The 12,762-nt window shown below is 54.8% G+C and carries 15 protein-coding genes; 9 read left to right on the forward strand and 6 right to left on the reverse strand.

Features of this window, described 5'->3' with window-relative positions:
- Positions 1–28: 28 nt before the first annotated feature.
- On the reverse strand, positions 29–811 hold the full coding sequence (locus P8S54_RS14225) for a SapC family protein (RefSeq protein WP_281442244.1): 783 nt from the start codon (positions 809–811) through the stop codon (positions 29–31).
- A gap of 59 nt (positions 812–870) precedes the next feature.
- Positions 871–2,037 carry an MFS transporter gene (locus tag P8S54_RS14230; RefSeq protein ID WP_281442245.1) on the reverse strand — a complete coding sequence of 389 codons (1,167 nt, stop codon included), beginning with the start codon at positions 2,035–2,037 and terminating at the stop codon, positions 871–873.
- A 300-nt stretch (positions 2,038–2,337) separates the two neighbouring features.
- Here P8S54_RS14230 and P8S54_RS14235 point away from each other — a divergent pair, with 300 nt between their 5' ends.
- A complete protein-coding gene (locus tag P8S54_RS14235; protein ID WP_281442246.1) occupies positions 2,338–2,802 on the forward strand; it encodes a Spy/CpxP family protein refolding chaperone in 465 nt (154 codons plus the stop codon).
- A gap of 103 nt (positions 2,803–2,905) precedes the next feature.
- On the opposite strand, the gene P8S54_RS14240 is transcribed toward P8S54_RS14235, so the two are convergent.
- The 3 genes from P8S54_RS14240 to P8S54_RS14250 form a co-directional block, all read right to left on the reverse strand.
- Entirely contained in the window at positions 2,906–3,337 is a 432-nt protein-coding gene (locus P8S54_RS14240; protein WP_281442247.1) for a DNA polymerase III subunit chi, read from the reverse strand.
- A 99-nt stretch (positions 3,338–3,436) separates the two neighbouring features.
- Positions 3,437–4,558 (reverse strand): branched-chain amino acid aminotransferase, encoded by a 1,122-nt coding sequence (locus tag P8S54_RS14245; RefSeq protein ID WP_281442248.1) that lies wholly within the window; start codon positions 4,556–4,558, stop codon positions 3,437–3,439.
- A gap of 152 nt (positions 4,559–4,710) precedes the next feature.
- Positions 4,711–6,231, reverse strand: coding sequence for a leucyl aminopeptidase (locus P8S54_RS14250; RefSeq protein WP_281442249.1), 1,521 nt, complete (start codon positions 6,229–6,231; stop codon positions 4,711–4,713).
- A 133-nt stretch (positions 6,232–6,364) separates the two neighbouring features.
- Here P8S54_RS14250 and lptF point away from each other — a divergent pair, with 133 nt between their 5' ends.
- The 5 genes from lptF to bfr all read left to right on the forward strand — a co-directional run bounded on the left by lptF (position 6,365) and on the right by bfr (position 10,058).
- Positions 6,365–7,444, forward strand: a complete 1,080-nt coding sequence (lptF, locus tag P8S54_RS14255; protein WP_009100788.1) for an LPS export ABC transporter permease LptF — start codon at positions 6,365–6,367, stop codon at positions 7,442–7,444.
- Positions 7,445–8,509 carry an LPS export ABC transporter permease LptG gene (lptG, locus tag P8S54_RS14260; RefSeq protein ID WP_281442250.1) on the forward strand — a complete coding sequence of 355 codons (1,065 nt, stop codon included), beginning with the start codon at positions 7,445–7,447 and terminating at the stop codon, positions 8,507–8,509.
- A 23-nt stretch (positions 8,510–8,532) separates the two neighbouring features.
- Positions 8,533–9,006: an RDD family protein gene (locus P8S54_RS14265; RefSeq protein ID WP_009100792.1), complete on the forward strand. Its 474-nt coding sequence runs from the start codon at positions 8,533–8,535 to the stop codon at positions 9,004–9,006.
- A 158-nt stretch (positions 9,007–9,164) separates the two neighbouring features.
- On the forward strand, positions 9,165–9,371 hold the full coding sequence (locus P8S54_RS14270; protein WP_281442251.1) for a (2Fe-2S)-binding protein: 207 nt from the start codon (positions 9,165–9,167) through the stop codon (positions 9,369–9,371).
- Between the two features lie 201 nt (positions 9,372–9,572).
- The gene (bfr, locus tag P8S54_RS14275) at positions 9,573–10,058 is read left to right on the forward strand and encodes a bacterioferritin (protein ID WP_009100796.1); all 486 of its coding nucleotides are present in this window, start codon (positions 9,573–9,575) and stop codon (positions 10,056–10,058) included.
- 79 nt (positions 10,059–10,137) lie between these two features.
- Here bfr and sodC read toward each other — a convergent pair whose 3' ends face one another.
- Entirely contained in the window at positions 10,138–10,689 is a 552-nt protein-coding gene (gene sodC / locus P8S54_RS14280) for a superoxide dismutase [Cu-Zn] SodC (protein WP_281442252.1), read from the reverse strand.
- A gap of 205 nt (positions 10,690–10,894) precedes the next feature.
- Between sodC and P8S54_RS14285 the strand changes: the two genes are divergently transcribed.
- From P8S54_RS14285 to P8S54_RS14295, 3 genes are read left to right on the forward strand one after another with little or no spacing between them, the layout of a single operon-like run.
- Complete coding sequence (locus P8S54_RS14285) at positions 10,895–11,668, forward strand: pseudouridine synthase (RefSeq protein ID WP_281442253.1); 774 nt, start codon at positions 10,895–10,897, stop codon at positions 11,666–11,668.
- A 14-nt stretch (positions 11,669–11,682) separates the two neighbouring features.
- Entirely contained in the window at positions 11,683–12,534 is an 852-nt protein-coding gene (tcdA, locus tag P8S54_RS14290) for a tRNA cyclic N6-threonylcarbamoyladenosine(37) synthase TcdA (protein ID WP_281442254.1), read from the forward strand.
- On the forward strand, positions 12,531–12,749 hold the full coding sequence (locus P8S54_RS14295; RefSeq protein WP_281442255.1) for a DUF1653 domain-containing protein: 219 nt from the start codon (positions 12,531–12,533) through the stop codon (positions 12,747–12,749). Before tcdA ends, P8S54_RS14295 begins: the two co-directional genes overlap by 4 nt.
- Positions 12,750–12,762 lie beyond the last annotated feature (13 nt).

A 12,762-nucleotide genomic window follows, 5' to 3' on the forward strand; every position in this document is an offset into this window, starting at 1 on the left:
CTGGATAACGTCGGTGCTTAGCACCCAATTAAGAGGGATCCGGCCATTGGTAGTGCTCTTCGCTGCTTAGCGCTTCCTGCCATTCAGCAAGCGGGCTTGGTGTAGGTTCGGGCGGAGGTGCGGCAGTAGCCCTGCGCCGCTGGTAAGCGCTGAGAATGCCCAGCTGCAGCTGAGATTGCAGCTGAGCGTACACTAAAGGCACGGCGCCTAATTGCCAGAAAAGCCCTATTTGTTCAGTTGTTAGCGCCTGCCAGGCACGATCATCGATTTTATACAGCGGCGTACTGCCTTGGTAAACCTTGGGCTGCCAAGGCGTGAGTAGGTGGGCGTTGGCTAATGCTTGGAGCTGCTGCGTTACTCGCTGGCAGCCTTTTTCCCGCTGTTGAAGAAAATTCAGCACCTGTTTAGGGAAGCTTGCTAATCCTCCCTGTTGGTTAAAAAAGGGCTCAGCATCCAGGCGCTCCACCACACAGGGTGAGCGCTGGTCGATGCACAGTGTATCTGGGAAATCGCGATGCAGCCCGAACGGATGGCTGCGCAGCGCAGCAGGTACATAGGTCGCCCGCCAGCGCCCCTCGCTGTCAATGATCAGGTTATTGGCACCGTCTAATCCGAGCAGCGCTACCGCCTGCCAGCCATCACTCCCTTTGATAAGCCCAATAGGAAAGCAGGCGGCGGCGAAGCGCAGTTCTGGTTCAGCGAGAGAGACATAAGCGGTGTGCCGAGCAAAATGGTAGGCAGTGTAGCGCTGCCACATCAAACCGCCGTGGTGCTCTTGGCTGAGCGGCACCCATTGGGCAGCGTGGGCCATAGTGAAGACCTTTCGTGACGTTGCTAAAAAATGGCTACCTTAGCAAGTAATCGCTGGAATCATTTACCTGAAGAGAGCCCACGCATGGCGATTAATCCAAGCACTGGTCCTGGCAGCAGCCACCAGACCACCCAGGGCCCTTGGCTTGCCCACAGGGCGGTGACCAAGGCGATAGAGGGAATTGTTAAGCCAAAGCCGATAGCGTTCATCATGGCAAGGGCCGCGCCCAACCGTTCGGGTGGGGCAGCGGCTGACGCCAGCGCGGAAAACTGCGCAGAGTCGGCAATAACGCTAAGGCCCCAAACCCCCAAAAGTGCCAGCAGTAGCCAGGGTGATGTGCCACCTAAGAGGGGATAGACCAAGCAAAGCGTGCCGGAAATGGCTAGCGTCACAAAGGCTACTCGCGCGCTGCCCACGCGGCGGCTCCAGCGGCCAGCCCAAACGCAGCCTGGCAGGCCAAGGGCAATGACCGCAAAGCTTACCCATGGCTGCAAGCCGGGCGCTGCAGTGAGTCGTTCAAGCTCGCGCGCGACTAAAAACGGCACGAGTGCCCAGAGGGCATACAGCTCCCAACAGTGACCAAAGTAGCCCAGCGACGCAGCGCGGAAGTGCTTTTTTCTGAAGGCTGCAAGCCCCGCCCAGGGGCGCCCGCCACTGGCTTTGGCAGGGAGATGCGGCCCTACGCCTAGCTTGAAAATCATGAAGGCGGCGCATAGCGCAAGGGCAGAGGCCATCAGCAGCGGCCACTGCCACGGGAGGTGCAGCGTAAGCCCACGCAATAGATGCGGCGAGGCAATGCCCAGGGTAAGCATGCCCACTAACCAGCCAAGGGCGGCGCCTGCGTGGGTGGGCGTCCAACTCACCACCAACTTCATGCCGAGAGGATAAATACCCGCTAGGCATAGCCCCACTAAAAACCGTGCCACCGCCGCTAAGCTGACGCTTTCCGCCACGCCGATAAAGGCGGCGTTAATCAATGCGCCTAGCACCGCCGAGGCGGCAAACAAGTGGCTGGCACGGACACGATCGGCAAGCCCGGTGGTGGCGATTAACAGAGTGCCGGTAATAAAGCCCGCCTGCACGGCAATGGTGAGCATCCCTAAGTCGCGCTCACTCAGGCCCACGGCATCTTGAAGTGCCAAGCCAACGCCATTCACGCTAAACCACAGCGAGGTACCCAATAGCTGGGCGATGACGATCGTAACAAGCGGGTAGCGCGTGAACACGTTTATTTCTCCATGAGTCCAAATGGCGCGGCAAGGCGCCGCTAATGGTAATCAACAATTTGCCGTTATAACGAATTTTTTGAAAACAGTACTGTCGGACCGGGGAGGTATCGACAGTTAGCCTGTTTGTGGCCTTGTTGACTAGCCACCGCGGGAGCCCGTAGCCAAGACGAGTCGCTACCATAGAGCTTTGTGGTTCCTGCTGTGTAGGTGGTTTGTCATAGGGTCATATAGGGTTATCGCAAGACCCGTCAGTACTGTGTCGGGTAGGAATACATTTTGTACGCAATTGGAGTTTTTATGCACCTAGCTAAGCTTTTCGTTCCAGCAGTCGCAGCACTGGCATTCAGTGTTCCCGCCATGGCCCAGCAAATGGGTGGCGCCACCCCCAGTGTCGATGACCAAGTTAATCAACTTGATGAAATGGTGGATCTGAATGAAGGACAGAAACAGGAGTTGAATAACCTCTTGACCCAGGTGCAAAACGAAATCAGTAGCAAGGAGCAGGAAGCCCAGCAGTTGCAACAGCAACTTGGCGAGCAGGTTGGGCCCGATTACGATGAAGCTGCCATACGCGCGGATGCGGAGCGTCTTGGTGACCTAACGGCCGAAATGACTGCTGATAGCGTTATCATTCAGTCTCAGATCGAAGGTGTATTCACTCAGGAACAGCGCAATCAACTGGATGAGGCGATGGCTCAACAGCAGGAGCAAATGCAACAACAAATGCAGGAGCAGATGCAGCAACAGCAACAGGGTGGCTAGGGCGAAGACTGCCTAGCCGCACCCATAGTGATTGCCTAATGTCTGTTGATGGCCCCGCCAAGTGCGGGGTCAGATGTTTCTGGTGGACGGTTTTACCGGCTATTTATCCCAGTTTATGCGGCACCACCTCATGCCCCATTTCTTTATAGCGTTGCCAGCAGGCGCGTTTAGCAACTAACACCTGCTGGTGTTGGTTGATGATCTCGGCAATTCTCGCGTAGTTTTCTATGCCGTCGGGGATCTCAGGGTGCAAGTTCAGCAGCGCAGTCTCTTCGGTGGGTACTGGTAGCTGTTGCCAGCCGAGCGTGATGGGCACGCTAGCGGCCATCGCGCTATCTTCCAACGCATGGGGTAGGTAGGCGTCTTCGCGGAAATTCCACAGCGCTTCATCGGCCTTTTCGGCCAGGGTTTTGTCTTCGCAGTGGAGGTGCAACCGATACCCTTTGCGGTGGATAGTTTCGGCAAGCTTGCAAGCAAACTGCAGTCGCGCTTCCAGGGTAGTGTCGGGAAGGATATAGAAGTCGATACGTGCCATCGGTGGCTCCAGCGGTTCCAGCTCTTTCAAAAAAAGCCTACCGCCGCTGCAAGCGGCGGTAGGACGCTGGGTGATACCTGTTGGTTGATACTAACTGATTTATACCAACCGGGTGAGCCAGCCGTACTTATCTTCGCTGCGGCCATACTGCAGGTCGAGCAGCGTTTTACGGATACGCTTGGCGATCTCGTTATTGCCGTCGCCTTGCAAACGAATACGCTCGTTTTCGGTGACTAGCTCGCCGACCGGAGTAATGACCGCTGCGGTGCCGCAGGCGAACACTTCGGTAATCTCACCTGATGCTGCGCCTTCACGCCATTCGTCAATGCTGATGGGGCGCTCTTCTGGGGTTAAACCGGCGTCTTTAGCCAAGGTGAGGACTGAGTTACGGGTAACGCCTTCCAAGATAGTATCGGTAAGCCGGGGAGTGACAATACGACCATCTTTATAGACAAAGAACAGGTTCATGCCGCCTAGCTCTTCTACCCATTTGTTTTCGGCAGCGTCTAAGAACGCTACTTGGCTGCAGTCGTTGGCGGCAGCTTCTTTTTGCGCTGCTAGCGATGCTGCGTAGTTACCACCGCATTTGGCAAAGCCGGTGCCGCCTGGGGCCGCGCGCTTGTAGTGTGACGAGAGCCAAATGGAAACCGGCTCAATGCCGCCTTTGAAGTACGCCGCCGCGGGTGAGGCAATGACGTAGTAGTCCACTTCATGGGCTGGGCGCACACCTAGGAAAGCTTCAGAAGCGATCATGAATGGACGCAAATAGAGGCTGCACTCGTCGGCATCGCTTGAGGGCGTAGGCACCCAGTTGTGGTCTTTGGCCAGCAGTGCTTTAAGCGAGCCGATAAAGTCGTCGTCGGAAAGCTCCGGTAGCGCTAAACGGCGAGCGCTCCGACGGAAACGCTCGGCATTTTTCTCCGGGCGGAAGGTCCAGATAGAACCATCGGCATGGCGATAGGCTTTGATACCCTCAAAAATTTCCTGACCGTAGTGCAGCACCGATGCTGCAGGGTCAAGGATTAGCGGACCATAGGGGCGCACCTGATGGCCGTGCCAGTCAGCGTCGACTGTCCAGCGGACGTGGGCCATGTGATCAGTGAAGTGCTTGCCAAAACCAGGGTTTTGCAAAATGTTGTCACGAATTTCATCAGCCATCGGTTGATTGGACGGCAGCATTTCAAAATGTGATTCAAGCTGGGTATCTGAAGCTGTGGGCACGGCGTATTCTCTCCGCTATAGCCTGGCCCCGAAGGGCAAGTGTTAGTGTTTGTTAGGTGTAGCATGCGCCCTGAAAGCAGCACGCATGCTAATGCCCTTAGATGTAACGTTTACGTCAACGAATGGCAACCGTTGATCGCCTGATTGTGATGTTAGTCGTCGCTATTCTCTACTTGGGCGTCGGCTTCACGATCAAGCAGGTACTGGGTTAGTAACCCGACTGGGCGACCGGTGGCGCCTTTTTGCTTGCCGGAGTGCCACGCGGTACCCGCGATATCCAGGTGCGCCCAGGGGAAGTGATCAGCAAAGCGCGATAGGAAGCAGGCGGCGGTAATGGTGCCTGCCGGGCGTCCGCCGATGTTGGCCAGATCGGCGAAGTTGGAATCCAGCTGCTCCTGGTACTCATCCCATAGCGGCAGGTGCCAGGCACGATCCCAAGCAGCTTCGCCTGCGTCTAATAGGTCAAGCGCCAGGTCATCGTCGTTGGAGAGTAGGCCGGTGGCATGATGACCCAGGCCAATAATCACGGCGCCGGTTAGAGTGGCAATATCAATCACACTGGCGGGGGTAAAACGCTCCGCGTAGGTGAGGGCATCGCAAAGCACCAAGCGGCCTTCGGCGTCGGTGTTAAGCACTTCCACCGTTAACCCTTTCAGCGTTTTGATAATGTCACCGGGCTTAGTGGCGGCACCGTCGGGCATGTTTTCGGCAGCGGCAACAATGAAGACCACGTTCAGCTTGGGCTGAATGGCCAGCACCGCTTTTACCGTGCCAAACACACTGGCCGCGCCGCCCATGTCGAATTTCATTTCGTCCATGCCTTCGCCGGGCTTCAGCGAAATACCGCCGGTATCGAAGGTGATGCCTTTACCTACCAGTACATGGGGGGCTTCTTCCAGGTTTTCTGCGCCCTGGTACTTCATGACGATCAGCCGCGAAGGTTCCTGGCTGCCGCGACCGACGGAAAGTAGTGAGTGCGCGCCAAGGGCTTCCAGCGCCTCCTCATCTAATATCTCCACCTCAAGCGCACCTTGGGAGTCGCGGCCCAGCTGCTCGGCCTGCTCAGCCAAATAGCGTGGGGTGCAGACATTGCCCGGTAGGTTGCCCAGGGTGCGAGTGAAGTTAATGCCCTGACCGATCGCGATACCCAGCGCAGCACCTTGCTTAGCCATGGGCGCGGCATCGGCGTCGCTGATAATGAGGTTTAATTTTGTCAGGCTTGGGGCTTTCTGGGGTGACGACTTGAACTGATCAAAACGATAAATTGCTCGCTCCGCCGATTCAAAGGTTTTGCGTGCTTTCCAGGTTGTGTCACGATCTTCCAGCGGGACATCGGTAAATGCGATGCAGGCTTCATCTATAGGTAGCTTGACTAGCGCCGTCAGTGCCGCGTCGAGGGCTTTGATAAATGCCGTTTCCTTGCATTTCTCGCGCTTACCCAGACCTACCAACAGCAAACGTTCGGCGCCCAAGCCCGGTGCAAAGGGAATGAGTTGCACATTGCCAAGGGCCGCATCGAAGTCGCCGCGCTCTAACAGCTGGCCAATCAGACGCTCACTGGCATCGTCTAATTTGGCGACAGCGGGCAATAAATCGCTACCTTTAAACACGGGGAGAACGAGGCAAGCCGTTTCGGCTTTGGCTGGGTTCGCGGTCTGAACGGAAAATTCCATGACGTCTCCAACAAGACAAGCATCGAGTGATTCGGGATAATGCCCCGTTACTAGGGTTTTATAACAGTTGGATTAGTGTACCCAAGCCATGGGCGCATTGCATGGCAACCTGCACCTTTAGCCGGAGAGTGCGTTGATTTTATTTCGGTACTTAACTCGTGAAGTGTTACTGACCATGTCTGCTGTGGCCGGTATTCTTCTATTGGTCATTATGGGCAGTCGCTTCATCCGTTATTTTGCGGATGCTGCCGAGGGCGATATTCCCGTCACCATTCTGGGCAGTTTGATGTTTTTTCACCTGCCGGGGTTCATGGAACTGATTCTGCCGCTGTCATTTTTTCTGGGCATCCTGTTGGCCTATGGACAGCTCTACATGAACAGCGAAATTACTGTGATGGTGGCCTGCGGCATGAGCCCCGCACGGCTTTTACGGGTAACGCTGCTGCCAGCCTCCGTGGTGGCTGTGTTGGTCGGGGTGTGCAGCCTGTGGTTGACGCCCGCCGGCGCATTACTGACCGAGGCTACCCTGGAAGAGCAGCGTAGCCGATTGGATGTTTCGATATTAGCACCGGGCCGCTTTCAGGACTTTGGTGGGGGGCGTACAGCCTATATTAGAGATTTTAGTAGTGATGGTAGGCAAATGCAGGATGTGCTGGTTCATGAACAAGCGCAGCCCAATGCAGAAAGTACCCATAGCTACGTGACACGGGCTGGGGCAGGCTATCAGGAAACTAACCTCGCCACCGGCAGCCGCTTTTTAGTACTGGAAGAAGGGGAGCGCTATGGTGTGACGCCAGGGCGGCAAGAGGCCGAGCGTTTAACCTTTGAGCGCTATACGCTGCGCTTGGGGTTAAGCCGCAGTCGCCAGGAGCTGGATTCACTCGAGTATGCGACTACCTTTGAGCTATGGAGTGACCCCGATCCGCGCGCTCAGGCACAGTTTCAGTGGCGATTAGGCCTGCCGTTCATGGTGTTTATCTTGGCGCTGCTGGCGCAGCCGCTCTCTCGCGTTAATCCTCGGCAAGGGCGCTTTGCAAAGCTACTGCCTGCGGTGTTTCTTTATGTCGCCTATTTGAGCCTACTACTGGCCGCCGTGGATGCTATTGGCAGCGGCTCATTGTCAGCGACCATCGGCGTGTGGCCAGTGCACGCGCTATTCTTGGGCCTTGGTTGTCTACTGCTATGGCGTTCACAACGTAAGGGGATGCGTTAAATGGTGTTCGATCGCTTGGATCGTTATATCGCTCGCAATGTCCTGGCCGCCATTATCGTGGTGCAGACTGTGCTGCTGGGGCTAGATATCACCATTGCTTACATTGGGGACTTAAGCGATACCCAGGGTGACTACACCGCTTTCGACGTGCTGCTTTATTTAGGTATGCGTTTGCCCTGGCGGTTTTACCAATACGCCCCTGTGGCGGTGCTGATTGGCGCACTGATAGGCCTGGGCAGCATGGCGTCAAGCAATGAGCTGACGGTGATGCGGGCAGCAGGGCGCTCTCTCGCGCGTATTGTGTGGGGAGTAATGAAACCGGTTTTGCTGGTGGTCGTGGTGGTTCTGTTGGTTGCCGAATTTGTCACGCCCCGCACCGAGCAGTTTGCCGAGGCGTGGCGTTTAGAGCAGCGTCAGGGTGAAGGGGCAATGCTCACCAGCCGTAGCGGGTGGCAATTTGAAGGCGATAGTGTGTATCGCTTTGGTGCAATCCGCGCGGATAATGTGGTGCTGGACTTAACCCGCTACCGCTTTGACGAGCGCCGCCTTATCGAAGCCACGCATGCCCAGCGTGCCCATTGGGAAGGGGGGGAGTGGCAGTTAGAAAACATCACTACCACACGTATTTTTGACGACCGTACAGAATCGGCGTTCCAGGCGCAGGCTAGTTGGGAGACGGCATTCACACCGACCCAGCTAGAGCGACTTTTACGCAACATTCAAAGCCAGGCACCCAGTGAGCTTTGGGCTTATGCCAATTTCTTGGAAAGCCAGGGTCTACAGGCTGACCAGCCGCTACTCTACTTCTGGCAAAAAATACTTATGCCGCTCACCATGGGCTCTTTGGTGTTGATTGCTGCTTCCTTTGTTTTTGGCCCGCTGCGAACGGTGGCTGCAGGTACCCGAGTATTCTACGGGGTAGTGACTGGGTTGATCTTTAAATATGTGCAAGACCTGTTAGCGCCCGCATCGACGATTTTTGGTTTCTCACCGGTTTGGGCGGTATTGGTGCCCACGCTTGCCTGCGCAATCGTGGGCGTCTATTTTCTGCGCCGAAACGGCTAATCCTTAGTTAAGAAGAGATTGACATGGTTCAACGACGTTTAACGCAGCTTGATAGTACATGGCCTGCCGCTCTACCGCGGCGCTTGGGAGCGATGATTTACGATGGTTTTTTAGTCGCGGCTATCTGGATCAGTATTACAGTGGCTCATGTGGCATTTTTCCGCTTTGTACTTGGCCAAAATGCCGATCAAATCGGTGTGGGTGCTTTAGAAGTATGGAGCTTAAGAGCGCTACTCGTGCTGTCTGCGATGGCATTTTTTACCTTTTCATGGACGCGTGGTGGTATGACGCTAGGCATGCAAACGTGGCGCTTACGCGTACAAACGGTAGATGGCTATACGATTACGCCGATGCAAAGCGTGATTCGCTGCTTAACCGGCTGGCTATCGTTGGCTGCTTTTGGGCTAGGTTATTGGTGGGTCTTGTTTGATCGGCAGCGTAGAAGTTGGCCAGATATCGCCTCTAATACGCAAACGGTTGTGTTGCCGAAAAAATAATGGCAGCGCCTGTTTCGCTAAAAATGTTGCTGTGCCAAGGCGTTACCTTATCGTTCATTTTTATTAAGACGAATAGATACCAAAAAGCATCCATTTCTACTTGAAAAGATGTATGCGAATCATTTACATTCATCTCATGACTTTTATGAGGTGTCGCCATGTACGTATGTGTGTGCAAGGGAGTTACCGACCATCAAATTCGCCAGCAAGTTAGCGACGGAGCGCGCAGCTGGAGAGAAGTGCGCGAAGCCACAGGTTGCGCTACCCAGTGCGGCAAATGCGCTTGCTACGCAAAATCCCTGACCCGTGAAGCGGTACAAACGACTCGTTATGAAGCTGATATAGGCCTTGCCTATGCTGTATGACGCGAATCACTATTGTTGGGGTTATCGTTAGCAAATATATGATTTATTTTAGTTTTTAACCATCTTCGCTATACTCCCATTCATATTGGGAGTAAATCATTGCATGACCTATACTCCTAGATTAACGTTTAAGACAGTACTTAAAGCGCTGTTTTTTTAAGTATTGGATTTTAAGAACTGTACGCTAAGAAAGGTGACGTCATGAAAGGTGATCCTAAGGTCATTCAGCATCTCAATATCGCTCTCGGCAACGAGCTGGTAGCCATTAATCAGTATTTTTTGCATGCCAAAATGTACAAAGACTGGGGCTTTAAAGAGCTTGCCAAGTGGGAGTATGACGAGTCTATTGAAGAGATGCAGCACGCAGATAAACTTATCGAGCGTATTTTGTTCCTTGAAGGTATTCCTAATCTTCAGGATCTAGGCAAGCTGCATATTGGCGAAAACGTTAAAGAAATGCTCGAAAGCGATCTGAAAATTGAGCACGACGGTCGCAAGGACTACATTGAAGCGATTACCTATTGTGAAAGCGTCAAAGATTACGTGACACGTGACCTGTTGCGCGACCTGCTTGCTGATGAAGAAGGCCATATCGACCATATTGAAACGCAGCTTGGTTTAATCGATAAAGTGGGTCTTCAAAACTACCTGCAAAAGCACATGCAGTTGGCTACAGACGAAGAGTAAGTTACGCGCTTTTCAGTAAAACGGGCAGCCTAATGGCTGCCCGTTTTGCATTTCTACGGCGTTTAATGGGTTCTGCCTGTTAAGACTCAATAACGCCGCAGGCCATGCGTGCACCGCCACCGCCAAGATGTGGCTCATCATCGTAGGTATCGCCGCCTTCATGAATGATCAGGCTACGGCCCGACATGTCGTCCATGCTTAAGCGTGGTGCCAAGACGGGTAGGTTAGCTTCGCCATCGTCGTTAACGGTGAGTACTGGTAGATCGCCAAGATGACCGTCACCATAGGGGCCCTGGTGAGTATCCGACTCTTCGGGGTCATAGTGTCCACCCGCCGATAGGGCAGCCGTGGTTTCGCCCGCGTCATTTTCAGCCGGTTCGCAGCTGGCGTTTTGGTGTAAGTGGAAACCATACACCCCAGGTTCAAGGTCGCTTAGTGACGGGGTCAGCAGTAAACCGTGCTCGGTATGCTCAATGGTAACGGTGCCAATGGAGTCTTCAATACCGTCGGTGCTGACTTTGTTCATTTCCACCTCAAGCTTCTCACCAGCATTCGCCGCTGACGCGGCGAGCAGTAATGAGGCAGCAAAGGCGGTAAGCGATGTTGAAGAGCGTATAGTCGAATAGCGCATAAAAACTTCTCCTTCCTAATCCATGGAAACGCGACGTTAGCGTTGCTTATTTAAGGTAGCTGCCAGCGAACAACTCTGCCAGCCAACCGATTGATGACATCTCACGGCCTAGCCGCGACAATAGCGTCCTGTTTAGATGGTTAGCGACTGCTTATTAGCTACTTTTTCATTAGCCATTATTAATTAGCAATTGCCGGGGAGCGTTATGACGCCACTCAACATCCTCTATCAGGATGAGTATCTCGTTGCAGTGCATAAGCCGTCAGGGCTGTTAGTGCATCGCTCGGCACTGGCGCGTGGCGAAACAGAATTTCTACTCCAGCGTTTGCGAGATCAGCTTGGCAAACGGGTCTATCCCGTTCATCGGTTAGATCGGCCAACATCGGGCGTTATTGTATTTGCGCTCTCTTCAACGGTGGCTAGCCTGCTCAGTGAGGCGTTTAGTGAGCGCCAAGTGGAAAAGCGCTATTTGGCAGTAGTGCGCGGCAAAGCGCCGGAGAGCGAGCGTTTGGATTACCCCCTGCGGGAAGAGGACGGCACGCGACCTAAAGCCGAAATGCCTGCCATGCCGGCGATGACCGATATACGCCGCCTGGATAGTGTCGAACTACCTGTGCAGGTTGACCGCTACCAAGTTGCGCGCTACTCGCTGGTAGAAGCGCGGCCGCTGACTGGCCGCCGCCATCAAATTCGCCGCCACCTTTCGCGGCGGGGCTACCCGATTATTGGCGATGCCAAGCACGGCAAAAGTGTTCACAACCGCTTTTTTGCTGAACAGCTTAGCGCGCCGCGTTTACTGCTGGCGGCTACCTACTTGGCCTTCGACCATCCGCTGCTCGATAAGCGTATACAATTAAGCTGCGCCCTGGATGACACCATGACCACGCTGCTTCATCACCTTGGCTGGGCGGGGCATTTGCCGCTGGATAGTATTCGCACGCCGCCACAGAAAACGCCTTCAGCCCTCCAAGCACTATGAGTGAGTCTATTCCTATGCCCGCAGTTGAACCTTCCAACGAGCCAATGCCAGTCTCAGGGGATTACGACTTTCGCTTTGGCGGGATTCGCCGCCTTTACGGCCAGCGTGCTGCCAGCGTATTTCGTCATGCCCATGTGGTGGTGGTCGGGGTGGGTGGGGTGGGTAGCTGGACGGTGGAGGCCCTGGCGCGTTCGGGCATTGGCAAGCTGACGCTGATCGACCTGGACGATGTGTGTGTTTCCAACGTTAACCGGCAGCTCCATGCGCTGGATGGCACCATTGGTCAGCCTAAGGTTGATGTGCTAGCTGAGCGCTGTCGTTTGATTGCGCCGGAAATCGAGATTGTGGCGGATACTGCCTTCGTGACCCCCACCAACCTGGCTGAACGGATTCCCGACGATGTCGATCATGTGGTGGATGCCATCGACAGCGTGATTGCCAAGGCTGCGCTGATCGCTTGGTGCAAACGGCGCAAAATTCCGATTACCGTGACCGGCGCGGCGGGCGGGCAAACCGACCCCACGCGTATTCAGGTGGCGGACTTGACCCGCACCGAGCACGACCCGCTGCTATCCAAAGTGCGCTCGCGGCTGCGCCGGGACTACGGCTTCTCCCGCAATCCCAAGCGGCGCTTCTCGGTGGAGTGTGTCTACTCCGACGAGCAGTTGATCTATCCCGGCGCCGATGGTGAAGTGTGCCTGCAGAAGCCTGGCAGCGGCGACGCCACACGCTTGGACTGCGCCTCAGGTTTTGGCGCCGCCACCTTTTTAACCGGCACCTTTGGCTTTGTCGCCGCGTCAAAGGTGCTAGAGCGACTCGCTAAAAAAGCCAATCAGCCAATCGCCACACAAGAGGAAACCAAATGACGACGCCTGTTCCCGGCATTTACCGTCACTACAAAGGCAATTTGTACGAAGTGATGGGTACCGCCCAGCACAGCGAAAGCGAAGAGCATGTCGTGGTTTATCGTGCCCTTTATGGCGCCTATGGCCTATGGACGCGTCCGCTTGAGATGTTTACTGAAACGGTGACCAAAGACGGCCATACTCAGCCGCGTTTTGCGCTGGAAAAGGCGTTTTAAGCCAGCCTTTCGT

The sequence above is a fragment of the Halomonas sp. M1 genome, assembly GCF_029581375.1.
GTDB lineage: Bacteria > Pseudomonadota > Gammaproteobacteria > Pseudomonadales > Halomonadaceae > Vreelandella.

Excerpts from the sequence above, each read along its gene's own strand:
- P8S54_RS14225 (WP_281442244.1), bottom strand. The coding sequence starts at position 811 with ATGGCCCACGCTGCCCAATGGGTGCCGCTCAGCCAAGAGCACCACGGC.
- P8S54_RS14235 (WP_281442246.1), top strand. The coding sequence starts at position 2,338 with ATGCACCTAGCTAAGCTTTTCGTTCCAGCAGTCGCAGCACTGGCATTC.
- P8S54_RS14240 (WP_281442247.1), bottom strand. The coding sequence starts at position 3,337 with ATGGCACGTATCGACTTCTATATCCTTCCCGACACTACCCTGGAAGCG.
- P8S54_RS14250 (WP_281442249.1), bottom strand. The coding sequence starts at position 6,231 with ATGGAATTTTCCGTTCAGACCGCGAACCCAGCCAAAGCCGAAACGGCT.
- lptG (WP_281442250.1), top strand. The coding sequence starts at position 7,445 with ATGGTGTTCGATCGCTTGGATCGTTATATCGCTCGCAATGTCCTGGCC.
- P8S54_RS14265 (WP_009100792.1), top strand. The coding sequence starts at position 8,533 with ATGGTTCAACGACGTTTAACGCAGCTTGATAGTACATGGCCTGCCGCT.
- P8S54_RS14270 (WP_281442251.1), top strand. The coding sequence starts at position 9,165 with ATGTACGTATGTGTGTGCAAGGGAGTTACCGACCATCAAATTCGCCAG.
- bfr (WP_009100796.1), top strand. The coding sequence starts at position 9,573 with ATGAAAGGTGATCCTAAGGTCATTCAGCATCTCAATATCGCTCTCGGC.
- sodC (WP_281442252.1), bottom strand. The coding sequence starts at position 10,689 with ATGCGCTATTCGACTATACGCTCTTCAACATCGCTTACCGCCTTTGCT.
- P8S54_RS14285 (WP_281442253.1), top strand. The coding sequence starts at position 10,895 with ATGACGCCACTCAACATCCTCTATCAGGATGAGTATCTCGTTGCAGTG.
- tcdA (WP_281442254.1), top strand. The coding sequence starts at position 11,683 with ATGCCCGCAGTTGAACCTTCCAACGAGCCAATGCCAGTCTCAGGGGAT.
- P8S54_RS14295 (WP_281442255.1), top strand. The coding sequence starts at position 12,531 with ATGACGACGCCTGTTCCCGGCATTTACCGTCACTACAAAGGCAATTTG.